General features: G+C 38.9%; 26 protein-coding genes, 1 pseudogene and 3 other annotated features. Of the genes and pseudogenes, 3 read left to right on the top strand and 24 right to left on the bottom strand.

The window, feature by feature from the left end; all coding sequences use genetic code 11:
- Positions 1 to 36 precede the first annotated feature (36 nt).
- Together QFZ87_RS09045 and zapA are read right to left on the bottom strand one after the other, a co-directional pair.
- Positions 37 to 579 carry a CvpA family protein gene (locus QFZ87_RS09045; protein WP_309860238.1) on the bottom strand — a complete coding sequence of 181 codons (543 nt, stop codon included), beginning with the start codon at positions 577 to 579 and terminating at the stop codon, positions 37 to 39.
- Between the two features lie 6 nt (positions 580 to 585).
- Positions 586 to 846 (bottom strand): cell division protein ZapA, encoded by a 261-nt coding sequence (gene zapA, locus QFZ87_RS09040; RefSeq protein WP_308082955.1) that lies wholly within the window; start codon positions 844 to 846, stop codon positions 586 to 588.
- A 138-nt stretch (positions 847 to 984) separates the two neighbouring features.
- Here zapA and rnhC point away from each other — a divergent pair, with 138 nt between their 5' ends.
- Positions 985 to 1,932 (top strand): ribonuclease HIII, encoded by a 948-nt coding sequence (gene rnhC, locus QFZ87_RS09035; RefSeq protein ID WP_309860235.1) that lies wholly within the window; start codon positions 985 to 987, stop codon positions 1,930 to 1,932.
- 38 nt (positions 1,933 to 1,970) lie between these two features.
- Positions 1,971 to 2,270 carry a 4a-hydroxytetrahydrobiopterin dehydratase gene (locus QFZ87_RS09030; protein WP_309860234.1) on the top strand — a complete coding sequence of 100 codons (300 nt, stop codon included), beginning with the start codon at positions 1,971 to 1,973 and terminating at the stop codon, positions 2,268 to 2,270.
- 178 nt (positions 2,271 to 2,448) lie between these two features.
- Here QFZ87_RS09030 and QFZ87_RS09025 read toward each other — a convergent pair whose 3' ends face one another.
- The 4 genes from QFZ87_RS09025 to QFZ87_RS09010 form a co-directional block, all read right to left on the bottom strand.
- A complete protein-coding gene (locus QFZ87_RS09025) occupies positions 2,449 to 3,423 on the bottom strand; it encodes a nuclease-related domain-containing protein (RefSeq protein ID WP_309860231.1) in 975 nt (324 codons plus the stop codon).
- Positions 3,424 to 3,590: 167 nt separating this feature from the next.
- Positions 3,591 to 6,005, bottom strand: a complete 2,415-nt coding sequence (gene pheT / locus QFZ87_RS09020) for a phenylalanine--tRNA ligase subunit beta (protein WP_309860230.1) — start codon at positions 6,003 to 6,005, stop codon at positions 3,591 to 3,593.
- A gap of 11 nt (positions 6,006 to 6,016) precedes the next feature.
- The gene (gene pheS / locus QFZ87_RS09015; RefSeq protein ID WP_309860228.1) at positions 6,017 to 7,054 is read right to left on the bottom strand and encodes a phenylalanine--tRNA ligase subunit alpha; all 1,038 of its coding nucleotides are present in this window, start codon (positions 7,052 to 7,054) and stop codon (positions 6,017 to 6,019) included.
- A 73-nt stretch (positions 7,055 to 7,127) separates the two neighbouring features.
- Positions 7,128 to 7,379, bottom strand: a binding site (T-box leader).
- Between the two features lie 58 nt (positions 7,380 to 7,437).
- On the bottom strand, positions 7,438 to 8,199 hold the full coding sequence (locus QFZ87_RS09010) for a TrmH family RNA methyltransferase (protein WP_309860226.1): 762 nt from the start codon (positions 8,197 to 8,199) through the stop codon (positions 7,438 to 7,440).
- 123 nt (positions 8,200 to 8,322) lie between these two features.
- On the opposite strand from QFZ87_RS09010, the gene sspI reads away from it, so the two are divergent.
- Entirely contained in the window at positions 8,323 to 8,529 is a 207-nt protein-coding gene (gene sspI, locus QFZ87_RS09005) for a small acid-soluble spore protein SspI (RefSeq protein WP_308082948.1), read from the top strand.
- 84 nt (positions 8,530 to 8,613) lie between these two features.
- Here the strand turns inward: sspI and QFZ87_RS09000 are convergent, their stop codons facing one another.
- From QFZ87_RS09000 to polA, 18 genes and pseudogenes are all read right to left on the bottom strand, one after another.
- Positions 8,614 to 9,699, bottom strand: coding sequence for a M42 family metallopeptidase (locus QFZ87_RS09000; protein ID WP_309860224.1), 1,086 nt, complete (start codon positions 9,697 to 9,699; stop codon positions 8,614 to 8,616).
- A 74-nt stretch (positions 9,700 to 9,773) separates the two neighbouring features.
- Positions 9,774 to 10,265, bottom strand: a complete 492-nt coding sequence (locus QFZ87_RS08995) for a dUTP diphosphatase (RefSeq protein WP_309860223.1) — start codon at positions 10,263 to 10,265, stop codon at positions 9,774 to 9,776.
- A 4-nt stretch (positions 10,266 to 10,269) separates the two neighbouring features.
- Positions 10,270 to 10,539: a DUF1294 domain-containing protein gene (locus QFZ87_RS08990; RefSeq protein ID WP_309860221.1), complete on the bottom strand. Its 270-nt coding sequence runs from the start codon at positions 10,537 to 10,539 to the stop codon at positions 10,270 to 10,272.
- 59 nt (positions 10,540 to 10,598) lie between these two features.
- Positions 10,599 to 10,955 carry a 50S ribosomal protein L20 gene (gene rplT / locus QFZ87_RS08985; RefSeq protein ID WP_308082944.1) on the bottom strand — a complete coding sequence of 119 codons (357 nt, stop codon included), beginning with the start codon at positions 10,953 to 10,955 and terminating at the stop codon, positions 10,599 to 10,601.
- Between the two features lie 37 nt (positions 10,956 to 10,992).
- Positions 10,993 to 11,193 (bottom strand): 50S ribosomal protein L35, encoded by a 201-nt coding sequence (rpmI, locus tag QFZ87_RS08980; RefSeq protein WP_308082943.1) that lies wholly within the window; start codon positions 11,191 to 11,193, stop codon positions 10,993 to 10,995.
- A gap of 16 nt (positions 11,194 to 11,209) precedes the next feature.
- Positions 11,210 to 11,728 (bottom strand): translation initiation factor IF-3, encoded by a 519-nt coding sequence (gene infC, locus QFZ87_RS08975; protein WP_307290749.1) that lies wholly within the window; start codon positions 11,726 to 11,728, stop codon positions 11,210 to 11,212.
- 126 nt (positions 11,729 to 11,854) lie between these two features.
- Positions 11,855 to 11,986, bottom strand: a sequence feature (ribosomal protein L20 leader region).
- Positions 11,987 to 12,158: 172 nt separating this feature from the next.
- Positions 12,159 to 14,094, bottom strand: a pseudogene (thrS, locus tag QFZ87_RS08970) (threonine--tRNA ligase).
- A gap of 85 nt (positions 14,095 to 14,179) precedes the next feature.
- Positions 14,180 to 14,428 (bottom strand) — a binding site (T-box leader).
- 86 nt (positions 14,429 to 14,514) lie between these two features.
- A complete protein-coding gene (gene ytxC, locus QFZ87_RS08965) occupies positions 14,515 to 15,396 on the bottom strand; it encodes a putative sporulation protein YtxC (protein ID WP_309860219.1) in 882 nt (293 codons plus the stop codon).
- A 150-nt stretch (positions 15,397 to 15,546) separates the two neighbouring features.
- Complete coding sequence (dnaI, locus tag QFZ87_RS08960; protein WP_309860217.1) at positions 15,547 to 16,473, bottom strand: primosomal protein DnaI; 927 nt, start codon at positions 16,471 to 16,473, stop codon at positions 15,547 to 15,549.
- Positions 16,474 to 16,485: 12 nt separating this feature from the next.
- A complete protein-coding gene (locus QFZ87_RS08955) occupies positions 16,486 to 17,883 on the bottom strand; it encodes a replication initiation and membrane attachment family protein (RefSeq protein ID WP_309867733.1) in 1,398 nt (465 codons plus the stop codon).
- A 60-nt stretch (positions 17,884 to 17,943) separates the two neighbouring features.
- Positions 17,944 to 18,405: a transcriptional regulator NrdR gene (gene nrdR, locus QFZ87_RS08950; RefSeq protein WP_144564449.1), complete on the bottom strand. Its 462-nt coding sequence runs from the start codon at positions 18,403 to 18,405 to the stop codon at positions 17,944 to 17,946.
- 86 nt (positions 18,406 to 18,491) lie between these two features.
- Positions 18,492 to 18,878 carry a hypothetical protein gene (locus QFZ87_RS08945; protein ID WP_309860214.1) on the bottom strand — a complete coding sequence of 129 codons (387 nt, stop codon included), beginning with the start codon at positions 18,876 to 18,878 and terminating at the stop codon, positions 18,492 to 18,494.
- A 111-nt stretch (positions 18,879 to 18,989) separates the two neighbouring features.
- Positions 18,990 to 19,364, bottom strand: coding sequence for an adenosylmethionine decarboxylase (gene speD, locus QFZ87_RS08940; protein WP_307290748.1), 375 nt, complete (start codon positions 19,362 to 19,364; stop codon positions 18,990 to 18,992).
- A gap of 280 nt (positions 19,365 to 19,644) precedes the next feature.
- On the bottom strand, positions 19,645 to 20,676 hold the full coding sequence (locus tag QFZ87_RS08935) for a glyceraldehyde-3-phosphate dehydrogenase (protein ID WP_309860210.1): 1,032 nt from the start codon (positions 20,674 to 20,676) through the stop codon (positions 19,645 to 19,647).
- A gap of 182 nt (positions 20,677 to 20,858) precedes the next feature.
- On the bottom strand, positions 20,859 to 21,461 hold the full coding sequence (coaE, locus tag QFZ87_RS08930) for a dephospho-CoA kinase (protein WP_309860208.1): 603 nt from the start codon (positions 21,459 to 21,461) through the stop codon (positions 20,859 to 20,861).
- Between the two features lie 18 nt (positions 21,462 to 21,479).
- Positions 21,480 to 22,115, bottom strand: coding sequence for a sporulation membrane protein YtaF (gene ytaF / locus QFZ87_RS08925; RefSeq protein ID WP_309860206.1), 636 nt, complete (start codon positions 22,113 to 22,115; stop codon positions 21,480 to 21,482).
- 98 nt (positions 22,116 to 22,213) lie between these two features.
- Positions 22,214 to 23,041, bottom strand: coding sequence for a DNA-formamidopyrimidine glycosylase (gene mutM, locus QFZ87_RS08920; protein ID WP_309860205.1), 828 nt, complete (start codon positions 23,039 to 23,041; stop codon positions 22,214 to 22,216).
- 14 nt (positions 23,042 to 23,055) lie between these two features.
- Positions 23,056 to 25,704 carry a DNA polymerase I gene (polA, locus tag QFZ87_RS08915; RefSeq protein ID WP_309860203.1) on the bottom strand — a complete coding sequence of 883 codons (2,649 nt, stop codon included), beginning with the start codon at positions 25,702 to 25,704 and terminating at the stop codon, positions 23,056 to 23,058.
- Positions 25,705 to 25,709 lie beyond the last annotated feature (5 nt).

Raw genomic sequence — 25,709 nt, 5'->3', positions numbered from 1 at the left:
TGGCAGAATAGAAAAACTTCTCTGCTACAGAGAAGTTCAAGCAGCGTTATATTCAATCCACAAGCTCTTTATTTGCTGTGAAAGGATAGGGGTGTGGTTCACAATTGCTTTTGCCATAAACGAGTTGTCCAAAGGATTTTGCAAAAATTCTATTGGAATCAATGCAGCAATATATAATAAAATAAATATAATGAGATAGACTTCCAAGAAACCAAAGATTCCTCCTGCCCACACATTTAACTGGCGTAGAACCGGCAAATGAGCAATGAAATCCAGCATGGACCCTATTATTTGCAAGAGAATTTTCACAGCAAAAAAGATCATAACAAAAGAGATGGCACGATAGAATGCGGTCTCCATATTGGTGCTATCGGTTAAAAGCTTTAAAGTTGTTCCTTCACCTAGGTTAGGATAGGGAATCCACAGGGTTAACTTTGGCGCCAGCTCTTCATAGTATATTGTAGCGACTACATATGCAATAATAAAACTGGTTAAATGCACAAGTTGCAGTATAAAGCCTCTTTTAAGGCCAACAAAGAATCCAATAATTAAGAGAATAATAATAGCTAAATCTAACATGATAAATTAGTCCTTTTCCTTTAGTAGTTCTGTTTGCAGCCGGTCGAATTGGTCCTTAATTTTAATATAATCATTGACTGCGTTTACGGCTGTTAAAACGGCAAGCTTACTAACGTCCAGAGATGGATTCTTAGAACTGATTTCCCGCATTTTATCGTCAACTAAAGATGCTACAAGCCGAATATGACTTGGGCTTTCCGTACCCATAATAACGTATTGCTGACCGTAAATATCTACGGTTGTTCTGTGTTTTTGTGTGTTTGACAACGCAAATGCCTCCAATCAAAGAATCCTACTCTCTATCATAACATGAACTATTCGAACTGGAAAAGTCAAACTAATTAAAAACTAAGATATAGCTCGAGTTTTAGAGATTATAATAAGTGGAAATGTGGTGTTTTTTACTTGGGAAATGTGGTAATTAAATTAGGAATAAATGAAATTACAGAAATGAAGAAGTATTACTCGAAGCAACTTTTGGAAAAAAATCCACCTGGAAGCGTGTTTTCAGCCAAGACCCCTGGTTGTGTCATCACAGCATACAATTCTGGCAAGGTGTTATTTCAGGGAAATGATAGTGAAAAGGAAGCTGGGAGATGGGGCAGTGTTGCTTTATCAGCTGGGGCTGGTGGTACAAAAAAGGTTACTTCTTCTGCAAAGGGGGATTTGCCGCCTGGCATCAGTCAAATGTCTGCTATTGGTTCCGATGAAGTGGGGACGGGAGACTTTTTCGGTCCGATTACCGTTGTTGCCGCCTATGTGAAAAAAGAACATATTCCTCTATTAAAAGAATTAGGTGTCCGCGATTCAAAGGACTTAAATGATGAAAAAATTATTGCGATTGCAAAGGTTATCAAGGATGTTGTTCCCTTCAGCTTAATGACTTTGAAAAATGACAAATATAATAAGCTGCAACAGTCGGGCATGTCACAAGGGAAAATGAAGGCGATTCTTCATAATCAGGCAATATTAAATGTTCTGGAGAAGATTGCTCCCGATCAGCCAGAAGCGATCCTCATTGATCAATTTGTACAGCCAAGTACTTATTATCAGCATCTGAAAGGCCAAAAAGCGATTGCTAAAGAAAAGGTTTGTTTCAGCACGAAAGCAGAAGGAATTCATTTAGCTGTTGCTGCCGCTAGTATTCTAGCTCGCTACGCCTTCGTCCAATATATAGACAAGCTGAGTGAAGCAGCAGGTTTTAAGATTCCAAAGGGTGCAGGTGCACAGGTAGATGTCGCAGCCGCCAAGCTAATTACTAGTAAAGGCAGCGATATTCTCCCCTCCTTCGTGAAACTGCATTTTGCTAATACGGATAAAGCACTGGCTCTTGTGAATAAAAGGAAGTTCTGATAGGTGTGGCGAATACACTTATTGTAGGAGGGGATATTTTGGCAAATAGACTTAGTTTAACAGAGATTGATCAATTCCTTGCGGAGTTAACCGGTTGGAAACTCGACGGTAAATTCATCGTGAAAAAATATCGTTTTCGTGAATTTTTAAAAGGTGTAGCGTTCGTGAATGAGATTGCGGAGTTGTCTGAAGAAGTCAACCATCATCCATTTATCGCGATCGACTATAAATTAGTTACTTTGCGGCTCACATCGTGGAATGCCGGGGGATTGACTAATTTGGATGTTGATTTGGCGAAGAAGTATGATGCTTTTTATGAAAAATATAAAGAAAAATAGAAAAAAAGAGGAAGTCTCTAGTAATTTACTTAGAGACTTCCTCTTTTTATGCTTTCTTATCGTGTTTTGATAGGTTTATTTGCGAAAAATGGTCTTTTATTTGCGTAAGTAGCGGTTTTATTTGCGAAAAGAATATGTTTATTTGCGATAAATCTAGTTTTATTTGCGTTCGTAAAATTCACGGAAAATTAACCGGAATATACACACGCATCTTCTTTGTCCCATTGGCTTTTAAATTTTTTTCAGATCGTAACATTCTTCCTGCTGTATCAATTGAATCTAGATGAACAAAAACTCGAAATTGCTGATTCGTAATTTTTAAATCTATTAGCAAAAAATAATCCTTTAGGGCAGTTACATGTGCATCTTTTGAGTATATGTTACATGAAGTGCAGTGCCATTTCTTTTTCTTACGAATCAATGGAACATGATTGCAGGTTGGGCAAAAGACACCAGTTAATACATCCGTTTTATTGATTTGATATTTTTTTAAAATATAATTGGTTGGAATTGTATTTAGTTTTATAAGTAGACGACTAAGCTTTCGGATCTCTTTAGCATTGAGAATAGGCTTGGAATACTGATTTTCAATACTAGAAATTCTTTTTAGTAAAACATCTGCTTTACATACTCGAGCCTTTACTTTATGAGAATTTTTTCCGGTAATTACGTACGAAGAATACCCATTGCTGATAACCACAAGGTATAAAATTGGAACAGCAGGAAATCTATATTCTGCCATTAGTTTCTCAAGATGATCTCGATGCCTTTCTGCTTGAGCGATGGGATAAGGATAACCTTTTTCCTTCTCATTATTTACTTGCATAAACTGTTCATTTTCTGTATCAAAAATTAGTTTGCCAGCTATATTTTTCACTTCAATAATTAGGGCGAATTCTTCTGTTAAGAGGAGAGTATCTATTTGGCAGTTGTAGTCACCATCTGGAAGGTTTAAATCGTGGAGTATTGTGTACTTATCCATTGGGAGTAAACGTAAGTAATAATCAAGACTTACCTCACCTTTGTATCCAGCCTGCCTCCTTCCTAATTCCTCTAAAACCTGCTGGTATTTAGGATAATTTAAGGGCAGCCTTCTGGACAAAGCCTCTAAAATAAGCATTACTAATGGAATATTCCTTTCTTTAACAACCAATCATTTTCACTCCTTTCAATTTAATAATGTTTTTCTAAAAGAATTTCAAAATCCCTGCCGAATTTTAGCGAAATTTGTTACAAACATAAGAACTTTATTAGAAAAAATCAATAAAAAAGCCAGCCCGGAAATTTTTTCCGAGCCGGCCTCTTTCTATTTTTATGAAACTATCCTCGTAAAACCGCGCCTGCTTTTTCTTCTAATGCCTTAAGAACGCTGCTGTGAACCTTTGTTACTTCTTCATCAGTTAAAGTACGTTCTGGATCCGCATATTTTAATGAGAACGCGATCGACTTCTTGCCTTCTTCCATCTTGTCGCCTTCATATAAATCAAACACATGAACCTCTTTAAGAAGCGGTGCACCTGTCGTTAAAATGATATCCTTCAAGGTGCCTGACACCGTTTCTCTGTTTACCACAAGGGCAATGTCTCTTGTGATAGATGGGAAGCGTGGAATCGCTTCATATTGTAATACTGGTGCTTCTGCTTCAAGGATCGCTTGTAAGGAAAGTTCGAATACATACGTATCTTTTAAATCAAGGTCTTTCTGCACACTTGGGTGTACTTGACCGACAAAGCCGATTTTCTCCCCGTTAAAGAGAACTTCCGCTGTACGGCCAGGATGCATTCCTTCTACCTGTGCTTGAACATATTGGACTTTGTCAGATAAGCCAAGCTTAGCAAACATTCCTTCTAAAATACCTTTTACAACGAAGAAATCTACTGCCTTCTTCTCACCCTGCCATGAATGACTGTGCCAAAGACCAGTTACTGCACCTGCTACATGTTCTTTTTCGGTTGGAAGTGTATCCTCGCCATTTGCCAAGAATACAGCACCAGTTTCATACACGGCTAAGCTGTCGTTCTGACGAGCGCTATTATATTTTACTACTTCTAACAGCTGTGGCATGATGCTCAAACGAAGCACGCTGCGTTCCTCACTCATCGGCATTGCTAAACGGATTGTATCGCGCTTTTCAAGAGCAAATTGTGCCGCTTTTTCCTCACTTGTTAAGGAATAGGTAACGGCTTGATACAAGCCTGCTCCTTCAAGATACTGACGGACCACTCGACGCTTCTTTTGATACTCGGACAGCTTTCCAGCAGTAGTAGAACCGATTGGTAATGTCTTTGGAATGTTATCATAGCCGTATAGACGAGCTACTTCTTCTAATAAATCTTCTTCGATTCGGATATCTCCGCGGCGTGTTGGTGCCGTAACAGTAATCGTATCCTGCTCTACACTAACAGAGAATTGAAGACGGTCAAAGATATCCTTTACATCGCTCATTTGAAGCTCTGTGCCTAGGACACGATTGATTTTTTCAAGAGTAATCGATACCACTGCTGGTTCGACAGTAAGTGTATCCACCTCTGAAGCTCCCTCTAACACTTCTCCGCCAGCATACTTTGCCATTAAATAGGCTGCACGTTCACCAGCTACACGGACACGGTTTGGATCCACACCTTTTTCAAAGCGAGCACTAGCTTCACTTCTTAATCCATGATCCTTAGATGCTTTTCTAACAGTCCCACCGTTAAAATAAGCAGCCTCTAATAAAACCGTTGTTGTGTCTGAAGTTACCTCAGAATTAGCACCACCCATGACACCTGCAAGTGCAACAGGCTCCGTACCATTGGTAATCACAAGATGCTCGGATGACAGTGTCCGTTCTACGTCATCAAGTGTTACAAACTTTTCGCCATCGTTTGCACGGCGAACAAGAATCTCTTTTGAACCTAGGCGATCATAATCAAATGCGTGTAATGGCTGACCGTATTCTAATAAAATATAGTTGGTAATATCGACAACGTTATTGTGCGGACGAATGCCTGCAGACATTAAACGTGTTTGCATCCAAAGTGGTGAAGGACCAATTTTTACATTTTTAATGATTTTTGCCACGTAAAGCGGGTTATCGTCTTTCGCTTCAACAACTACCTTAACGTAATCAGATGCTTTTTCACTTGTTGGCTCCAAGCTCGTTTCTGGAAGTTTAACCTCTCTTCCAAGAATCGCTGCCACTTCATACGCAACACCCAGCATGCTCAAGCAATCTGCACGGTTTGGCGTTAAGCTAAGCTCTAGTACTTCATCATCTCGGTTAAGCAATTCAAGAGCATCTACGCCAACCTCTGCATCCGCCGGAAAAACAAAGATTCCTTCAGAGTATTCTTTGGGAACTACTTTTCCTTCCATACCAAGCTCAGTAAGAGAGCAAATCATACCGTTTGATTCTTCTCCGCGAAGCTTCGCACGTTTAATTTTAAAATTACCTGGTAGAACCGCTCCGACCTTCGCTACTGCTACCTTTTGTCCTTGTGCCACATTTGGTGCACCACAGATAATTTGTACAGGCTGCTCTTCGCCCACATCAACCAGACATTTACTTAATTTATCAGCATTTGGATGCTGCTCACGCTCTAGAACATGACCAACAACCACTCCTTTGATGCCTTCGTTAAGAATGTCTACTCCTTCTACTTCAATTCCGCTCTTCGTAATTTTTTCAGCTAGCTCATCAGCTGTTACTCCAGTTAAATCAATATAATCCTGAAGCCATTTATATGAAACGAACATGTCGTAACCTCCTATTCATGTTTTGAAAATTGTTTTAAGAAACGTACATCGTTTGTATAAAAGTGTCTAATGTCATCCACACCGTATTTCAGCATTGCAATCCGTTCTGGTCCCATACCGAAAGCAAATCCAGTGTATTTCTTAGAATCGTAGCCAGCCATTTCAAGAACATTCGGATGAACCATTCCCGCTCCAAGAATTTCAATCCAACCCGTTTGCTTACACACGTTACAGCCTTTGCCACCGCAAATTTTACAAGAAATATCCATTTCAACAGAAGGCTCTGTGAAAGGGAAGAAACTTGGTCTTAGGCGGATTTCACGGTCTTCTCCAAACATTTTCTTCGCAAATACCTCTAATGTTCCTTTTAGATCGCTCATGCGGATGTTTTCGCCGACAACTAGTCCTTCGATTTGCATGAACTGATGGGAGTGTGTCGCATCATCATTATCGCGGCGGTACACTTTACCAGGGCAGATAATCTTAATTGGACCTTTACCTTGATGCTTTTCCATCGTCCGCGCTTGTACTGGCGATGTATGTGTACGAAGAAGGATTTCCTCTGTAATATAGAAAGAATCCTGCATATCACGGGCAGGGTGCCCTTTCGGTAAGTTAAGAGCTTCAAAGTTATAATAATCCTGCTCCACTTCTGGACCTTCTGCAACTTGATAGCCCATTCCAATAAATAAATCTTCAATTTCCTCAATGATTCTTGTTAATGGATGATGGTTTCCTACCTTTACAGGGCGTCCTGGAAGAGTCACATCAATACTTTCAGAAGCTAATTTTTCTAAAACAGCGGCTTCTTCTAGTCCCTTTTGTTTCTCTTCAATTTTAACTGCAATAGCTTCACGTACTTCATTCGCAAGAGCCCCCATAACTGGTCTTTCTTCCGCCGAAAGCTTACCCATACCGCGAAGCACTTCCGTAATTGGGCCTTTTTTGCCTAAATACGCAACACGTATGTCATTTAGTTCTTTTAAGTTTGTGGACTGTTCAACTTTTTGAATAGCCTCTTCCTGCAATTCCTTTAAACGTTCTTGCATGTCTATTCCTCCTTATAAATTGTCATTATGTTTGTGGCCCTGTAAACAAACAAACAAAAAAACCCCATCCCTGGAAAGGGACGAGGTTGTTGATTCGCGGTACCACCCTTGTAAACACGGTATGTAGAAACACATGTGTTCGCTTCATTGGGATAACGGCTTAGGCCGGTGCATCTTTACACTAAAGGGCAGGTGCCCGATTGTGGTCCCGATGCCAACTCAGGAGGTGAACTTCTCTGAACCTTTCCATAAAAGTGTTTTCAGTCACGACACTTTCTCCCTAAATGGTCCTTAATCAGATACTTTTCTCCGTCATCGTCTTTACTATTCAATATTGCATTATTATATAATAATTTTCCTTTTAAGGTCAAACTAGTTTTCGACTATTTTTTCAAATAATAAAGAAGAACCCCTGTGGCCACGGCTACGTTTAATGATTCGCTTTTTCCGTAAATCGGGATATACAGATTCTTCGTTGTGGTAGAAAGCAAATCTTTACCAACGCCGCTGCCTTCGTTACCCACAATTAAAGCGAAGAATTCTCCACCTGCAATTTCTGTATAAACTGCTGCTCCTTCAAGCGCTGTCCCGTATACAGGGATATTCTTTTCATGGAGTTTATCCACCCATTCATGAAGGTCAGCTCGAAGAATTGGAAGGTGAAAATGGCTTCCTTGTGCAGCTCTTAAAACCTTGGAGTTATAAATATCCACACTCCCACGCCCAACGATCACTGCGTCAATCCCTGCGGCATCAGCTGTACGAATCATCGTGCCAAGGTTTCCTGGATCCTGGACCGCATCGATCAATAAGTAGGTTTGACCCTCTTCCGCCTGAGCCTCCGTCCTCTTACTTGGCATTCTGCACACGGCGTAAATACCTTGCGGTGCTTCCGTTTCTGTTAACAGATCAGAAATTTCCTCCGTAACAAGAGTAACTGGAGTAGAACTTATATCCCAACGCGGAGGTAGGTCAATTTTCTCAGAAACAATAATTTCTAATACCTGTTCTCCTTGTTTTAATGCTTCTTCTACTAAATGAAAGCCTTCCACGATAAATGATTCGGTTTTATCACGCTCTTTTTTCGTTAAAAGCTTTTTCCATTGTTTTACCTTAGGATTATTTACAGATTCAATATGTTTCAAAACTGGTTCTCCTTTTAAATAACTCTTCTGATTTTCTCATTATAGCCTAAAAAGGATACATAATAAAACCACATAATAGAAATGATATAAAAGAATGAAGGTTATAAAAAGGAGTGTGTGTTTATGAACTTAAATTTGCGAAATGCGATTATTCACAATGTCTCTGGTAATACGCAGGATCAATTAGAAGATACAATTGTAGATGCTATTCAAAATGGAGAGGAAAAAATGCTCCCAGGTCTTGGCGTTCTATTTGAAATCATTTGGAAGAATTCTTCTGAAGAAGAGAAAAAAGAAATGCTTGAAACTCTTGAAAGCGGGTTAAAGTAAACTTCGTGTAGCTGCCGATATGAAATCGGCAGCTTTTTTCTGCAAAAAAATCCCCGGCGACTTTTACCGGGGATTTCCTTTTTATTATTCAAATGTAAGCTTGTCAACTGCCTCACGGTCTAGGCGTTTGATAACTTCGACAATTAGCTTTACCGCATTTTCATAGTCATCACGATGAAGCATAGCTGCATGTGAATGGATATAACGGGTCGCAATTGTGATCGCTAATGCAGGAACCCCATTATGTGTTAGATGGATTGAACCAGCATCCGTACCACCGCCAGGGATGGACTCGTATTGGAAAGGAATGTTTAGTTCCTCTGCTGTATCTGTAACGAAATCGCGAAGCCCTTTATGTGCCACTAAGGAAGCATCGTAAATGACCACTTGTGGGCCTTTGCCCATTTTGCTCATTGCTTCTTTTTCAGTGATTCCAGGCGTATCACCCGCAATACCGACATCAACAGCAAAACCGATATCCGGTTGGATTTTAGCAGCGGCAGTCTTCGCCCCGCGCAGACCAACTTCCTCTTGAACGGCTCCTACACCATAAACAACGTTCGGATGGTCAGTGCCTTGTAGCTGTCGTAATACATCAATCGCAATGGCACAGCCAATGCGGTTATCCCAAGCTTTAGCCAAAAGCATCTTTTCGTTGTTCATAACTGTAAACTCAAAGTATGGAACAACCATATCTCCAGGACGTACGCCCCACTCCTGTGCCTCATCACGGCTGGATGCACCGATATCAATGAACATATCTTTAATTTCAACTGGTTTCTTACGAGCTTCAGCTGATAAAACATGTGGTGGCTTTGAACCGATAATACCCGTTACATCACCTTTTTTTGTAACGATCGTAACACGTTGTGCAAGCATGACTTGTCCCCACCAACCGCCAACTGGTTGAAAACGTAGAAAGCCTTTATCGTCGATTTGTGTGATCATGAAGCCAACTTCATCTAAATGACCAGCAACCATAATTTTTGGGCCGCCTTCTTTACCGACCTTCTTGGCTATTAAACTTCCAAGACCGTCAGTAGTTACTTCATCAGCCAATGGAGTTATGTATTTCTTCATTACTTCGCGTACTTCACGCTCATTGCCGGGAATCCCTTTGGCATCGGTTAAATCTTTTAACATCGATAATGTTTCATCAAGTTTTGCCACTTATTTAGCCCCCCTAATTATGTATATCCGACCTTCATTATACCTAAAAAAACTGTAAATTTACAAATTTTCTGCTAATAGTTATTTTCTTGTCTTTGATAATTTACTTCGTTTTTAAGAAAATATGCCTGCTCCATTTCTTTCTCATTAAATCCAAGCAAGGAGGCCAGCTGCAAATATGCTTCAAAAACCTTTATGTAATCATCAAACTGTTTGCTTTTTTGGAACATACCGATTGTCTCATATACAATTAGGAATTGTTCGGTTACATCCAAAGTTGATTGCTTCCGCCTCAAATTAATATCTATATTATTAAAATTACACTCAATTCCTAGTGACAATATGAAATGGATTCCGTCCACAAACTCCTCAAGAATCACAGCTTTATCTGAGGCAGGCTTGACACTCCAAAACTTAAAACAACGAGTTTCATTTGCCAATTCTCCAATTTCCACAAGCAAGGCAAGAACCTTGCGATCAAATAAAGCCTCATTTTGCAGTTGATGTTTTTCTTCTATATGTGAATCCAATGCCTTTTGCATCTCAAATAGTTTTTGTAGTTGCATACGATTACCACCAAACCTTTATTAAAAGTATCAGTTCGACTCCCGCTAGAAAGGGAAAGCCGATTTGAAATGCTAAATGCTTTGTTTTATGACGGTAAATCTGCATTCCTGCAGTCGTTCCGATGGCACCGCCAAATAATGCTACCAGCCATAAGGTCCTCTCAGAAATTCGATATTGATGTTTCTTGGCACGCTTTTTATCTTCTCCCATAATAAAAAGTCCTATTAGGCTCATTATGACATAGACCATAAGTAAAAGCAGTTTACTATCCAATGCTGTATCCCCCTTATAGAAAAAGCCATCCTCAAGAGAGAATGGCTTTATATCTTTAATTATTTTTGTTGTTGTTTAGCTTGGTTTGCTAATTCAGCAAATGCGTTAGCATCGCTTACTGCTAATTCAGCAAGCATCTTGCGGTTTACTTCGATACCAGCAAGCTTTAAGCCATGCATTAAACGGCTGTAAGAAAGACCGTTCATACGAGCTGCTGCATTGATACGAGTAATCCAAAGTTTGCGGAAGTCGCGCTTCTTTTGACGACGATCGCGGAATGCATACATTAAAGATTTCATAACCTGTTGGTTAGCAACTTTATATAATGTATGTTTTGAACCGTAATAACCTTTTGCTAATTTAAGAACTTTTTTACGACGTTTGCGAGTAACTGTACCGCCTTTTACACGTGGCATGTAATTTCCCTCCTATAATAAATCAATCTGTCCGAGATTACTTAACGTAAGTTAATAATTGACGAATGCGTTTGAAATCGCCTTTAGAAACAAGAGATCCTTTGCGAAGTTTACGCTTAGCTTTTGTAGATTTGTTTGCGAATAAATGGCTTGTATAAGCATGGTCACGCTTAAGTTGACCAGAACCAGTCTTTTTGAAACGCTTTGCAGCGCCGCGGTGAGTTTTCATTTTTGGCATTGGAATATCCTCCTTATTACTTATCAGCTTTAGGTGCTAGAACCAAGAACATGCTTCGGCCATCCATTTTTGGATGTGACTCAATAGTCGCTACTTCCTTGCATGCTTCAGAGAAACGGTCTAATACACGTTGACCAATTTCTTTATGGGTAATTGCTCGACCCTTAAATCGGATGGAAGCTTTTACCTTGTCGCCTTTTTCCAAAAACTTAATAGCATTACGAAGCTTTGTATTAAAGTCATGCTCATCTATCGTTGGGCTTAGACGAACTTCTTTAGTAGTAATAATCTTTTGATTCTTACGAGCTTCTTTTTCTTTCTTTTGATTCTCGAATTTGAATTTGCCATAGTCCATAATCCGGGCTACCGGAGGCTTTGCATTTGGTGCTACAAGTACCAAATCAAGATTTACTCGTCCGGCAATCTCCAACGCTTCGTTTTTGGATTTAATCCCTAACTGTTCGCCATTTTGGTCAATCAAACGAACTTCGCGAGCGCGGATGCCCTCATTTAACAACATGTCTTTGCTAATAATTAGCCACCTCCAAGGTTTTTTCACGAATACAACGTCATGGGTACAAGAATGATTCACCTTACTATTTGACACCCTAATTGGAATCGACAGGTATAAAACTTTTTATAAGTGCTATTTCTTAAGTACACAAACAAAAAAGTGCGGATGAATACACCCACACTTTACGAAACAAAAGTAAATAAACAAAAAGTTCACGTAAAACCTGCCAACTGCCGTATGCGTCAATCAGGTGAGAAGCGGGTGCTTCTTCTTTTCCCAAAATCATATTCAATTTAACCTTTGTAACTATAACATAAACAAAGACGTATTGTCAAACGAACTATTAATTCATGACAACGAAATTTATTGTAGCAAGAAACCAAAAATTATTCAATATATTTTTTTCAAAAACAAAAAGAAAGAGAGGTATGACCCTCTCTTTCTGAAAAATTTATCCTCTTTGCACTTCCCCTTTTATTTCGGCTAGGAAGTCAGCAAACGGCTTTGTTTCTGAGTTTTGCTCACCATATTTACGAACGTTAACCGCATGATCTTCCACTTCTTTGTCACCGACAACGAGCATATATGGTATTTTTTGCATTTGTGCTTCACGAATTTTATAACCAATCTTTTCATCACGGCCATCTAATTCTACACGGAAGCCTTCATTTTGAAGCTGTTCCTGTACTTGCTTTGCATAATCGTAGTGAACACCTGGAGAAACAGGAATCACTTGAACTTGAACTGGTGCCAACCAAGTTGGGAATGCTCCTTTATACTCTTCAATTAAGAAGGCAACAAAACGTTCCATTGTTGATACGACACCACGATGGATAACAACAGGACGATGTTGCTTACCATCTTCACCCACATAAGTTAAGTCAAATCGCTCTGGAAGTAAGAAGTCAAGTTGAACAGTGGAAAGAGTTTCATCTTTACCTAGTGCTGTTTTCACCTGAACATCAAGTTTTGGACCATAGAATGCAGCTTCGCCTTCTGCTTCGAAATAATCTAAACCAAGGTCATCCATTGCTTCCTTCAGCATGCTTTGCGCTTTTTCCCACATTGCATCATCGTTAAAATATTTTTCTGTATCCTGTGGGTCGCGGTAAGAAAGTCGGAACGAATAGTCGTCAATGTTGAAATCTTTGTAAACATTTAGGATTAAGTTGACGACACGTTTAAATTCATCCTTAATTTGATCTGGACGGACGAAGATGTGCGCATCATTTAATGTCATCCCACGAACACGCTGCAAACCAGCTAATGCACCTGACATTTCATATCTGTGCATTAATCCCAGCTCTGCGATACGAATTGGTAATTCACGATAGCTGTGGATACTGTTCTTGTAAACCATCATATGATGCGGACAGTTCATCGGACGCAGAACTAATTGTTCGTTCTCCATTTCCATTACAGGGAACATATCTTCATGATAGTGATCCCAGTGGCCAGAAGTTTTATATAAATCTACGCTACCCATAACCGGTGTATACACATGGTCATATCCTAGTCGTTGTTCCTTATCTACGATATATCGTTCGATTACACGGCGGATAGTAGCCCCTTTAGGAAGCCATAGTGGCAACCCTTGACCGACTAATTGATTAGTTGTAAATAAGCTCAACTCTTTACCAATTTTACGGTGGTCACGTTCTTTCGCTTCTTCAAGAAGGCGAAGGTGTTCAGCCAAATCCTCTTTCTTAAAAAAGGCCGTTCCGTAGATACGTTGCAGCATTTTATTATTGCTATCACCGCGCCCAGTAAGCACCCGCAATACTCAAAAGTTTAAATTCTTTAATTTTTCCAGTTGAAGGAACATGAACCCCACGGCAAAGGTCGAAAAAATCACCTTGTTCGTAGATTGTCACGGTTTCTTCATCAGGAATCGCTTCAATTAGTTCAAGCTTGTAAGGGTCTCCTGCTTCTTTAAATAATTGAACAGCGTCAGCACGGCTTACTTCTTTGCGAACAATTTCAATATTTTCATTAACGATTTTCGCCATTTCTTTTTCGATTTTTGGAAGGTCCTCTGGTGTTAACGACACCTCAAGGTCCATATCATAATAAAATCCACCCTCGATCACCGGACCTACACCAAGGTTTGCATTTGGATACAGTCTTCTTACAGCTTGAGCCATTAAGTGTGCTGTACTGTGTCGCAATACCTCTAGCGCATCACTTGATTCAGGAACAACGATTTCTATAGAACCGTCCTCCATAATTGGACGACGAAGATCGAACATAGTTCCATTCCATTTACCAGCAATGGCTTTTTTCTTAAGGCCAGGGCTAATGGAAGCGGCAATATCTTCCGTTGTTGTTCCCCGTGGAAACTCCTTTACTGCCCCATCTGGAAACGAAATCTTAACAACGTCTGACATGGTAATTCCTCCTTTGATTTTGAGCGTTTCTGGACTATCAAAAATCCTTCTATCGCTTTTAAAAAATAAAAAAACCCGTCCCTGGAATAGGGACGAGTTTTGATTAACACGTGGTTCCACCCAATTTTTCATGTTCAATACAAACGATTGATCATGACTTTGGTCAGGTAACGGCTGTTGCCGTCAACAATTACTAATTCCATAGAACAGGAAATGTTCACTGCTGAAGTTTAAAGGTGGTAAGTATTTATCCCGTGTTAGAAGACTTTCAGCCGGTGGTCTTCCTCTCTAGAAACCGTAAATGAAATACTGTTGTCCTTATCATTACTTTTACTACATATTTGCTATGTACGTTATTATAATGATTTACTTTTAAAATTGCAAGGTGCATAAAACTAAATATTGACATTATTTTATTTTCTATGCATGATTTTCCGATGAATTTTTTTCAGAAGTCCATTTTTTAATCTCACGAAGTGCACCATACTCCTTAAGGGTTACTCTTTCCTCAAATATATTCTTGATGGTTCTAACCAGTGGCTCATCAGGATCTTTTGTATAAATAAAAATAGACGTTGGTGCAAGTGACAGCAGCGGTGCAATGGAAGCAGAGTCAACATAAACAGGATGATTCACCAATAACCTTCTATCAATCAATTTTGTTAATTCGCCTCTTTTAATTTCAACAAAATCCTCATTAAAAAAAGTAATTTCCTCATCGAACAATAAATGAAGCGTATCCATTTTGGGTTCACGGTTCACTAAAAAGTCTCTTAGCATGTGTACAAACATTTGATATTCCTGCTCCATTTTGTATTCATCAATGGCAATCTCAACATAGCTTTCTAGCGTTTGCAGATAGGGTCGCAGGCGAAATTTAACAAAAGAGTCGAAAGAGAACGTGACATTTTCATGAAGAATCTCATCAATAGCGGCACTAATTAGGTTAGGCTCTTCATTTATTTCTTTTAATAAAACAGCAAGATCTTCTCTTTGCCCGTCCAGTATGGAATAGATAATATCAATAATCTGCTGTTGCTCTTCCATGTCAGAATAAAAATAGTGATCCCTTACTATCTCTCGAAACCAATGATCCCGTTTCGTATTTGTTATAAACTGATAAAAGGCCGATTTCACCCTGTCAAACAGATCCGTAGAAAAGCAAATATCAACTATTTTTACTATATGTCGATCTTCTAAAAGAAGAATAGTTTCATTCATTGGATTATATGGTACGTACTTCAGCAAGTGGTTATAAAGTTTTTGTGCATCCAGCTTGCTTTGGAAGATGATTTCCGCCAACCAAATCCCCCCTTTGAGGCATTGTCTGTTTAATATATATGGGGGACTTGGCCAAAATAGAAGTTAGATAGCTACAGTTTTTTTACTATAATAATAAAAAAAGGACTACCGGTTGTTCCGGTAATCCGTTGGAATCACATTTAATACATATTAACGCCTATTAGGACCACCAACTAGAACTGGCTCACTTAAGGTGCGAATTCGCTCCATGATTCGCATGGCCTTCATCTTTTCCTCTTCACCACGCTGACTGTAGGTTAAATGATGCTCCAAACCTTGAAAATCAAAATTCGAGGTAAAAAATGTTGGAAGACTCTCAAGCATTCGAAATTGTAAGATTGGCCCTAATACTTCATCTCTTGTCCAACTTGACATTGCTTCCGCCCCTATGTCATCCAACATTAATACAGGTTCTTTTTTTAATGCCTCTATTTTTTCATTCAGTGTAGAATCAGCAATAGAACTTTTCATCTCTCTCAGTAATTCAGGAACATAAACAATCATCGATGAGATCTGTTTTTTAGCGAGTTCATTTGCTATCGCACCTAACAAAAAGGACTTACCAACACCAAATTTCCCATAAAGATATAATCCTTTTTGTTTTTTCCCCTGCTCGTAATTCATTAAAAAGGTCGCAGCTTTGTCCACTGCATCCAGTCGACCAGTGTCCCCTTCAAAATCCTCAAAGGTAGCTTCCAATATATCTTTAGGCACATAAAGACTTTTAATTAACTTTTCGTTTTTCTTTTTCTCATCTGCCATCACTTTTCTGGGGCAGCGCTTATAAATTACATCAATCGAATTCAAAGATAAAACGAGTTCAGGGTGGTAACCTTGCATAAAATTAATACATTTTTCAAGGCTTTCACAGCGCTCACATTCCTGACTTTGTTTTGTATACTCGTAGAGCTTACTCATGCTTTTATCAATCATCTCTGGAGTAATTTTATCCTGATGTTGAGCTAAAAACGATTTAATCTCACGATTCTGTAGAACCTCCTGGCGCTGTTTTTCATACCGTTTCTTAAAGCTTTCATTTGATGCCAGCCGTTGTAATGTTCTATTAATCCTTTCCATCTCATTCACCCCCTACTTTCTAAACGCCTTTAATTTTTCTTCTATCGCCCGCTTTTTCGCTTCGTCCTCTTCTGATTTGTTCGTTTGGATAGCAGCTTTTCCTTCTTCCGGGATTTCCTCAAACCACTCTGGAATGAGCTCTTTACGAATGGTTTTTTGTTTCGACGGCCTTCCGGTCTTTTTGTTATCTGTCCAACCGATATACGTACGATGTTCGTTCTTAGCTAAGTCCATTGCTTCTTTCACTGTTTTTATTTGCTTCCTCGCCCAGTGACCAGCTATCTTTTCTACATACCCTTTAGTAAGTTTCATATCTGTTTTAAGCATCACAAACTGAATAAGTACATTTATTACACCTGGAAGAAGCTTTTGCTTAAACATCACTTCCTCAATAATCTGCAGATCTGACTTCGATGGTTCTCCGCCGCCAGACAAATCCTTTAAAACTCTTAATGGGGAAGTGGTTTCTAAATAACGTATGAGTTTTTCTTCCTGTGTTTTTGGTTCATCTTTTTGGACCTGTTGGGCAGCAGGCTGCGTTCGTTCAATTAAACTTGGCAGCTGATCCTGATTGACATACTGATACCAATCACGGGCCCCCTTACGCAATTCTTCCATATCAATTTCACTTGATTCATTGACTGCACTTAGGACAATATTTTTCATCTGAATAGGGTCAATATTATACAGGAAGGCTAAATTGCTTATTACCTCTTTTACCTTTTGGGTTAGAGACTTTTTAGGTACAAGAGATTCATTTAACCCTGAGATCAATAAGTCAAAATCAAATGTATTTAATTCGATTTGGATTGGTTTCGAATCATTCCGACCAATAAAATGGTGATTCTCCTCTTGTTCCATTTCCTCAGAAATTCCTTGAAGATATTGAAGACTACCAGGCGTAGCTGAAGCAAACACATCTTGGAACGCCTTGGTTACATCCTGATATTCCTTTTCCTTTGGCATTTGCTGGTCAGAGAAAAACCGTTTTAGACGGGCAAAATGGTTTTTTCCAATTTTTCGATAAAGAAATATATTTAACATTCCATCCAAAAAGAATTGTTCAGGCGTTAAAGGCGGGATGAGCTCATATATAAAGGACCGATCTCCCTCCTCTGTTTTAACAAAGGTTTTTAATAACCCTATTCCCTCTAGCTTTAAACGCGCTTCATATATATCCTTTAAATTTAACCCTAACAGGTTCATTAACAGATGGTGCGTGGATGAATCAGACCAGAGTCTATTTTCCTCCAGTTCCGCCCAGAGTGTCATATACAAGCTTAAACAAGTTGACCCAATCAAGGGCTGGTATAGAAACGTCAGCACTTTCCGGTCATACTCATGGAGCAGTCCATCAGCTGCTACAATATAACGATCGATAGGAAGAATTTCCTGCCAATGCTGCGCCATATGATTCCAACCTTTCTCTTTCAATAGTGAAAAAAGAGCCAAAGACGACCCTTTAGCTCATTACGATTTTTCTTTTTTTATCAGTTCCTTTAATTCGTCGATAAATACATTAATATCTTTAAATTGGCGATAAACGGAAGCAAATCTTACATATGCAACTTCATCTACATGGGCAAGTCGATCCATTACCATTTCGCCAACCGCTTCACTTTTAATTTCAGAAATCCCCTGACTTCGAAGGTCCTTTTCCACACCGTGCGTAATATCTTCTAACTCCTTTAAGGCAACAGGCCTCTTTTCACACGCCTTAATTAAGCCCCTTAGTATTTTATCACGGCTGAATTCTTCCCGTGTCCCTTCCTTCTTTACAACTATTAAGGGAATCTCTTCAATCTTTTCAAATGTAGTAAAGCGATATCCGCACTCCTCACATTCGCGTCTTCGCCGTGTTGCACGTCCTTCATCAACAGGCCGAGAATCAAGCACGCGTGTACCATAATTTTGACATGAAGGGCATTTCATTGTTAATCAACTCCAAATCTCACGAAATCCGAACAATTTCCTACTTTTATCTTATAAAAAAGCAGACCTTTGCACAAGTACAAGTATTAGGAGTTTTGTTTTTCTTTAATAACCGTATGTAATTGATTCAACCGATCGTAATAAGAAACCACTCTTTTTTTCAATTCAGGGAAATTACCTAAGATAGAGAATCGTTCAGTCGAAATATTAAAGTCTACAGCCGTTTCTAGTGCTTTCACAGAAACAATGGTCACAATCAGAAAACAAGGGAATGGCTTTTTAATTTCTACCGCAATCTCTCCATGTTCTTTTGAGACCGTTAAAATGCGACAGTCAGCATCTTCATGAAATACCTTTTCAATCGATTCAAAAATTTTATTAAAATTGCCTTTATAGTAATGAGTCTTTAAAGAAGCATCCTTGTTTTGATCAGATGTTTCAATTTGACTTCTAAAGCGTCCGAATAAACTCATTTAAATATAACCCTCCAAAAATTCTTCCTTTTTATTTAGTTTACAACATAATGAGGAAAATATAAAAAGAGGTGTACATAGTTCGTACACCCCTTCGATCATTTTTTTAGATTAAAGTACCTTTGCTTGCTTAACATTTACTGGACCCATACCACGTGGAATTTCAATATTTTCACGCGTTTGAGCATTTAAAGCCTCAGCAATATAATCAGCAGCTACATTAGGGTTTAAATCACCACAAGTATATACATCAATGCTTGCATATCCATGTTCTGGGAAGCTGTGAATTGTAAGATGTGATTCAGAAATAATTACAACACCGCTAACGCCTTGTGGAGCAAATTTATGAAAAGCTACTTCGCGGATTTCCGCACCTGATTTAAGAGCTGCTTCTACAAAAGTTGTTTCAATAAAATCCATATCATTTAATTTTTCAAAGTCGCATCCCCAAAGTTCAGAGATTACGTGTCGTCCCATTGTTTCCATATTCTTATTTCCCCCTCTAACCTTTTATGATGGTTTCCTGAAATCCGGTTATTGACGGTATCTTATAACTACCACGGGGGAAAGTTAGTCCAGAGAGGTCCTAACCCTTTAAGTAATTAATAGGTACCTAATTTCAAGAAGTTCACGATGACTAGTATACTTTGTTTATATTTTTTTTGCAACCTATCAAATTAAAATTTTCATAAGATATTTTTGTAACTAGGCTGGGACAAAAAAAACGCTGTCAATTGACAGCATTTTTTTACCTTTTTATTCAGATCTAGCCGACCTTAACCTGTGAGGATTTAGCTATTTGCTCTGACACATATAGAGCCAAGTCTACGACACGAGACGAATATCCCCACTCATTATCATACCAAGCTAAAACCTTAACCTTCCTTGTCCCCATCACCATTGTCGAAAGTCCATCAATGATAGCTGAATTCTCGTTTGTATTAAAGTCCACTGAAACAAGCGGTTCCATTGTTAAATCTAAAATTCCTCTTAATCTGCCATGTGCAGCTTCCATAAAGGCATTGTTAATATCATCAACCGTTACATCTTGGTGTAGGTCAACTACTAAATCAACAAGTGAAACATTTGGTGTTGGTACTCGTAGTGCCATCCCATGTAATTTACCCTTCAATTGTGGCAATACCAGTGATAATGCTTTAGCCGCACCCGTTGTTGTAGGGATAATAGATTGTCCACAGGCACGGGCTCTCCGTAAATCTTTATGAGGATTATCGATATTCTTTTGGTCATTTGTGTAGGCATGAATTGTTGTCATCAAACCACTTTCAATTCCAAACTTCTCATCTAGTACCTTTGCAACTGGTGCAAGGCAATTCGTTGTGCAGGATGCGTTTGAAATAATATCATGCTGATTAATATCAAGCATTTCATCATTTACACCCATAACGATTGTAACATCCTCATTTTTCCCTGGTGCAGTTAAAATCACTTTTTTAGCACCTGCTGTAAGATGCAGGGCAGCCTTTTCTCTGGAGTTAAATTTTCCAGTTGCTTCGATCACGATATCAATCCCTAGCTCTCTCCATGGAATCTGCTCCGGGTTACGTTCACTTAGTAATTTTATTCTTTTACCATTTACAATTAATTCGTTATCTAAAGGGATAACTTCTCCCTGAAAAGGTCCATGATTTGTATCATATTTAAGTAGATGAGCTAATGTTTCAGCCGGATAGCTCGCATTTATTGCTACTACATCAAGTTTTTTTTCAAGGATTGCTTTTCTAAAAACCATCCTTCCAATTCTCCCAAACCCATTTATTGCAATTCGTGACTTCATTTTACGGCCCCTTCCGTATTAATGTTATACTTTTGAGTTGTATTCTTGTAATTAGTATAACATATATAGGTTGAATTGTGATGAATAAACTGCGGATTTTTAAATGTTTTATAATTCTGATAACTTAATAGGTTTTTTAAATTCAAAAAAGGAGAAGGGGCTCCCCTTCTCCTCTTATGTTATTAAATTTTTATTCCAAATTGGGTTAATACGTTGATGAGTTGTTTTTTTGTTTCTTCTATTGATCCATTATTATTAATCACTGCATCTGCTAATTTCATTTTTTCGTTGAGCGGCATCTGTGACTGTATTCGGGCCTTTGCATCGTCAATTGGGAGGCTATTTCGCTTCATAAGTCTTTCTAATTGTATGTCATAATCCACGTATACAAGAATCGTCTTCTCGACCATATAGGTTAGCTTGCTTTCAAACAATAGAGGGATATCCAGGACAATGACTTCTTCTCCGTTCAGCTGAGCCTCTTCAACCTGCCCCATCATTCTCTTTCTAACTTCCGGATGGACTATTTCATTTAAAAGCTTTCGTTTCTCTTCTTGATGGAAAATAATCGAGCCCAATTTTTGCCGATCAATCTCCCCGTCCTCTAATAAAATGTCCTTTCCAAACGTATCAATTATTTGAAAGTAGGCGGCTTCACCTTTCATCACAGCAAGGCGAGCCTCCACATCAGCATCGACAACTGGTATATTCATTTCCTTGAACATTGTTGATACAGTACTTTTTCCACTGGCAATTCCGCCAGTTAAACCGATAACTAATGACATGCTTTTTCCTTTCAGGTATCATAATTTCCAAATACCAATAATGATTAATAAAACCCCAGGTAAAAACGTAAACTTTTGAATCCAATCGAACTTATGGAAAAAAGTGCCACTCTTTATTCCTAACAGGACGAATAAAGAGCTCATGATTGCGACAGTAAGAGCTAAATATAGTGGAGGAAATCCAAGCATAGCCGCTCCAATCCCAGCCCCGAAGGCATCTAATGACAAGGCAAAGCCCAGCATTAATGCTTCGATCCCTGTAATGGTCCCTGACTTGTCAAAGTCAGCAGACATGGGTTTTTTTAATATACTAATAGCTAATCCTAGAGAGCGGATTTCAAGGTTTACGATTGTTTTTTCATGTTCCACTAATTCTTTTTCTTTTTCGGGCCGAAAAAATTGGTACAATACCCAGGCACCTAGAGCAATCAGAATAAATCCCCCTAGTTTTGCCGTAATATTCGGTGATATTACTTTTTCTAAGCCATGTCCAATTGACACAGCAATCATTAATGAGGCTGCCGAACAGGTTGCAATAACGAGAACGGATTTAATCGGCATGACCATTTTCCTTAATCCATAGGTAAACCCTACACTAAAGCTATCAAGACTAAGGGCAAATGCTAATATGAGAAGTGAGAACAACTGAACCATTACGTCTAGGACTCCTTCCTGAAAATCACTACGATAGTATATGGCAGGAGCCCATCCAGTGTTATTGAATTGTTGTTCTCACATTCATTTTGCTTACCTTATAGTTTCTGACAGCTTGGGCAAAAATGGGTGCCTCTTCCTCCGACTGTTGTTTTTTCTAGTGGGGTTCCGCAATTTTTACAGGGTTCCCCTTTTCGCCCATATGCATATAATTCAAGCTGGAACATTCCAATTTCCCCCTGGGAATTAACATAGGAACGAATCGTACTCCCTCCCTTTTTCACCGCTTCTCCTAAAGTAGCAACAATTTCACTGTGAAGAAGGCTAACTTCGTCCGCAGTTAAAGTACTAGCAAGCCGTTCTGGATGTATTCCAGCCCGGAAAAGGGCCTCATCCACATATATATTCCCAAGACCTACTAGTAATTTTTGATCGAGTAAGGCAGGCTTTACTTTCCTATTGGTTTTTTTCAGTTTCTGAGACAGGTACGCTTGAGTAAACTCTTCTGAAAAGGGTTCAGGACCAAGCTCTATCAATGGAGGTTTTGTAAATTCTTCTCCCTTTTTATATAAATGCATCGTTCCAAACTTCCGGACATCTCTATACCGTAATTCTGTATCGTCAGTAAAATGGAAAATGACATGTGTATGTTTATCAAAAGGAAGTTCCTTCGGATGAAGTCCATACTTTCCTTCCATCCGTAAATGTGATACTAACGCATAGTGATCTGTATATATGATAAGAAACTTCCCTCTTCGACCAACATCAATAATGGTCTCTTTTTTTAATGCATCAATAAACTGCTCGACCTCTACAGGATTTTTAATAATTTTAGGCCAGTAGACGGTGATTTCTTCAATTGTCTTATTAAGAACCAGTTTTTTTAACGTCTTACGTACTGTCTCAACCTCTGGAAGCTCTGGCAATATAGATCCTCCTTTTATTTCGCATCAAACCAGGTTGGACCATAGGAATAGTCCACTTTTAATGGCACTTTCAATTCAAGAGCATTTTCCATGACACTTGGAACTAGCTCTTGAAGAATAGCTACTTCATCCTCTGGAGCCTCAAAAATCAATTCATCGTGTACCTGGAGCAATAAGCGTGTCTTTAAACCTTTATCCTTTAACGCCTCATCCATATCAATCATTGCTTTCTTGATAATATCTGCGGCACTGCCTTGAATAGGCGTATTCATGGCTGTACGTTCTGCAAAACTTCTCAAATTGAAGTTTCGGGCCGTGATTTCAGGAAGATAACGTCTTCTCTGCATTAACGTGGAAACATAGCCTTTTTGCTTTGCCGAGTGAATAATATCATCCATATATTCTTTCACACCAGGGTAAGTATCTAAGTATCTCTCAATGAAACGTCCAGCTTCCTTACGGGTTATCCCTAAGGACTGTGATAGTCCATAGTCACTGATTCCGTAAACAATTCCAAAGTTAACGGCCTTTGCTTGACGTCTCATATTAGAGGTTACTTCATCTTCCGACACATGGAATACCTCCATTGCCGTTTTTGTATGAATATCAAGATCATCTTTGAATGCTTGGATTAGCTTTTCATCCCCAGCAATATGGGCAAGTACACGAAGTTCTATTTGAGAGTAATCGGATGCAAAAATCACCCAGCCCTCCTCAGAAGGGACAAACGCCTGGCGAATTTTTCTTCCTTCTTCCAGTCGAATCGGAATATTTTGTAGGTTCGGGTCGATAGAGCTTAATCGTCCAGTTGCAGTTAATGTTTGCTGGTACCTTGTATGCACTTTTTCTGTTTTTGGATCAATCACTTTTAATAAACCTTCAATATAGGTAGATTGGAGTTTGCCTAATTGCCGATACAGAAGGATATGCTCAATTATTTCATGATCCTCAGCTAACTTTTCCAAAACATCAGCCGAAGTAGAATAGCCGGTCTTTGTTTTCTTTAATGCTTGAAGACCTAACTTTTCAAATAGAATGACACCTAATTGTTTTGGGGAATTAATATTAAATTTTTCTCCCGCAAGTTCACAAATCCTCTCTTCTATTTCCACTAGTCGCTCATTCAGTTCTTTGCCCATTGTCTGCAGGCGTTCCCGTTCTACCTTTATACCACACGATTCCATATCAGCTAAAATGAGTGAAAGCGGCATCTCAAGCTCATTGAATAATTCATATTGTTCATTTGTTCGTAATTCATCTTCCAATTTATCCTTTATTTCAGCCATGGCAAGCCCTTTACGTACAAGATGTTCTGCTAGCTTTGGCTCCTCAGGGACTTTTCGTTTGGCTCCCTTCCCATAAAAGGAATCATCCGCTTGGATGTTATGGTAGTGATATTTATGTGCAATCGCAGCAAGATCTTCTTGGGTCTCCGAAGGATTAATTAGATAGGAAGCCATTAAAATATCAAAGTCTGTACCTTTCAGATGGATATTCTGCCTTCTTAAAGAAACCTCCGACCGCTTTGCATCATAAACGGTTTTCTTTTTCCCTTCATCTTCTGCCCAGTTTTTAAACGCCTCTGATTTCAATGCTAGTTCCGTTGGCAGGTAGAATTGTCCTTTTTCATTTATAAGAGAAAACCCAATAATCTCTGCATAATGATAATTATCATCAAGAAGTTCTACATAAAAATAATTATTTTCAGCAAACATATCTTCGGTTATTTCCGAAGGAGTGACATATTCAATATCTACAAGCTCCTGATCGTTATGTACGGTTGTATCTTCCCCCAGCTTGTCTAATAAGGAATGAAAGCCTAATTCTTTAAAGAGGGGCACTAACTTCTCTCTAATATAGCCTTCAAAGGCGATTGTTTCTAAATCGACTTCGACGGGGGCTTGCCTTTCAATCGTTGCCAGCTCTTTACTCATTATTGCCTGGTCTTTGAATTCCTCTAATTTTTCCTTAAGCTTATTTCCGCTTACTTGATCAATAGATTGAAGCAGCTTTTCAAGGGTTGTAAATTCTTTTAACAGCTTAATGGCAGTCTTTTCACCCACTCCGGGCACACCAGGAATATTATCAGATGCATCCCCCATAAGACCTTTCATATCGATAATCTGTTCGGGTGTAAGACCATATTTTTCAGTTATATGCCGAGGAGTATATTCCTCTATATCCGTAATTCCTTTTCTAGTGATTCCTACAGTGGTATGGGGTGAAGACAGCTGAGTTAAATCTTTATCCCCAGAAATAACTTTGACTTCAAACCCATCCTTTTCAGCCGTTAGGGAAAGCGTTCCAATTATATCATCAGCCTCGTAATTTTCTAGCTCATACCTAGAAATCCCGTAGGCATCTAATAAATCACGAATAAACGGGAATTGCTCAGATAACTCTGGCGGCGTTTTTTGTCTACCTCCCTTGTACTCTCCAAAGGTTTTATGTCTGAAGGTCGTTTTTCCCGCATCAAAGGCAACAAGCATATGCGTTGGTTTTTCATCCTCCAAAATCTTCATCAACATCATCGTAAAACCATAAACTGCATTCGTATGAATCCCCTTATCATTATTAAGGAGCGGTAGTGCGAAAAAAGCACGATAAGCTATACTATTACCGTCTATCAGCACAAGCTTTTTCTTTTCCAACTTCTTCACCATCCAAT

Source organism: Bacillus sp. SLBN-46 (assembly GCF_031453555.1).
Classification (GTDB): domain Bacteria; phylum Bacillota; class Bacilli; order Bacillales; family Cytobacillaceae; genus Neobacillus.
Note: the sequence above shows the minus strand (reverse complement) of the source record. Positions and strands in the feature narration are given on the sequence as shown.

Excerpts from the sequence above, each read along its gene's own strand:
- QFZ87_RS09045 (WP_309860238.1), bottom strand. The coding sequence starts at position 579 with ATGTTAGATTTAGCTATTATTATTCTCTTAATTATTGGATTCTTTGTT.
- sspI (WP_308082948.1), top strand. The coding sequence starts at position 8,323 with ATGAACTTAAATTTGCGAAATGCGATTATTCACAATGTCTCTGGTAAT.
- speD (WP_307290748.1), bottom strand. The coding sequence starts at position 19,364 with ATGGAAACAATGGGACGACACGTAATCTCTGAACTTTGGGGATGCGAC.
- QFZ87_RS08995 (WP_309860223.1), bottom strand. The coding sequence starts at position 10,265 with ATGCAACTACAAAAACTATTTGAGATGCAAAAGGCATTGGATTCACAT.
- polA (WP_309860203.1), bottom strand. The coding sequence starts at position 25,704 with ATGGTGAAGAAGTTGGAAAAGAAAAAGCTTGTGCTGATAGACGGTAAT.
- nrdR (WP_144564449.1), bottom strand. The coding sequence starts at position 18,405 with ATGAAATGCCCTTCATGTCAAAATTATGGTACACGCGTGCTTGATTCT.
- pheT (WP_309860230.1), bottom strand. The coding sequence starts at position 6,005 with ATGTTCGTTTCATATAAATGGCTTCAGGATTATATTGATTTAACTGGA.
- QFZ87_RS08945 (WP_309860214.1), bottom strand. The coding sequence starts at position 18,878 with ATGAGTTTATTCGGACGCTTTAGAAGTCAAATTGAAACATCTGATCAA.
- coaE (WP_309860208.1), bottom strand. The coding sequence starts at position 21,461 with ATGTCATTAGTTATCGGTTTAACTGGCGGAATTGCCAGTGGAAAAAGT.
- rplT (WP_308082944.1), bottom strand. The coding sequence starts at position 10,955 with ATGCCACGTGTAAAAGGCGGTACAGTTACTCGCAAACGTCGTAAAAAA.
- dnaI (WP_309860217.1), bottom strand. The coding sequence starts at position 16,473 with ATGGAAAGGATTAATAGAACATTACAACGGCTGGCATCAAATGAAAGC.
- ytaF (WP_309860206.1), bottom strand. The coding sequence starts at position 22,115 with ATGGTTCAGTTGTTCTCACTTCTCATATTAGCATTTGCCCTTAGTCTT.
- rpmI (WP_308082943.1), bottom strand. The coding sequence starts at position 11,193 with ATGCCAAAAATGAAAACTCACCGCGGCGCTGCAAAGCGTTTCAAAAAG.
- QFZ87_RS08955 (WP_309867733.1), bottom strand. The coding sequence starts at position 17,883 with ATGGCGCAGCATTGGCAGGAAATTCTTCCTATCGATCGTTATATTGTA.
- pheS (WP_309860228.1), bottom strand. The coding sequence starts at position 7,054 with ATGCAAGAACGTTTAAAGGAATTGCAGGAAGAGGCTATTCAAAAAGTT.
- QFZ87_RS08935 (WP_309860210.1), bottom strand. The coding sequence starts at position 20,676 with ATGAAGTCACGAATTGCAATAAATGGGTTTGGGAGAATTGGAAGGATG.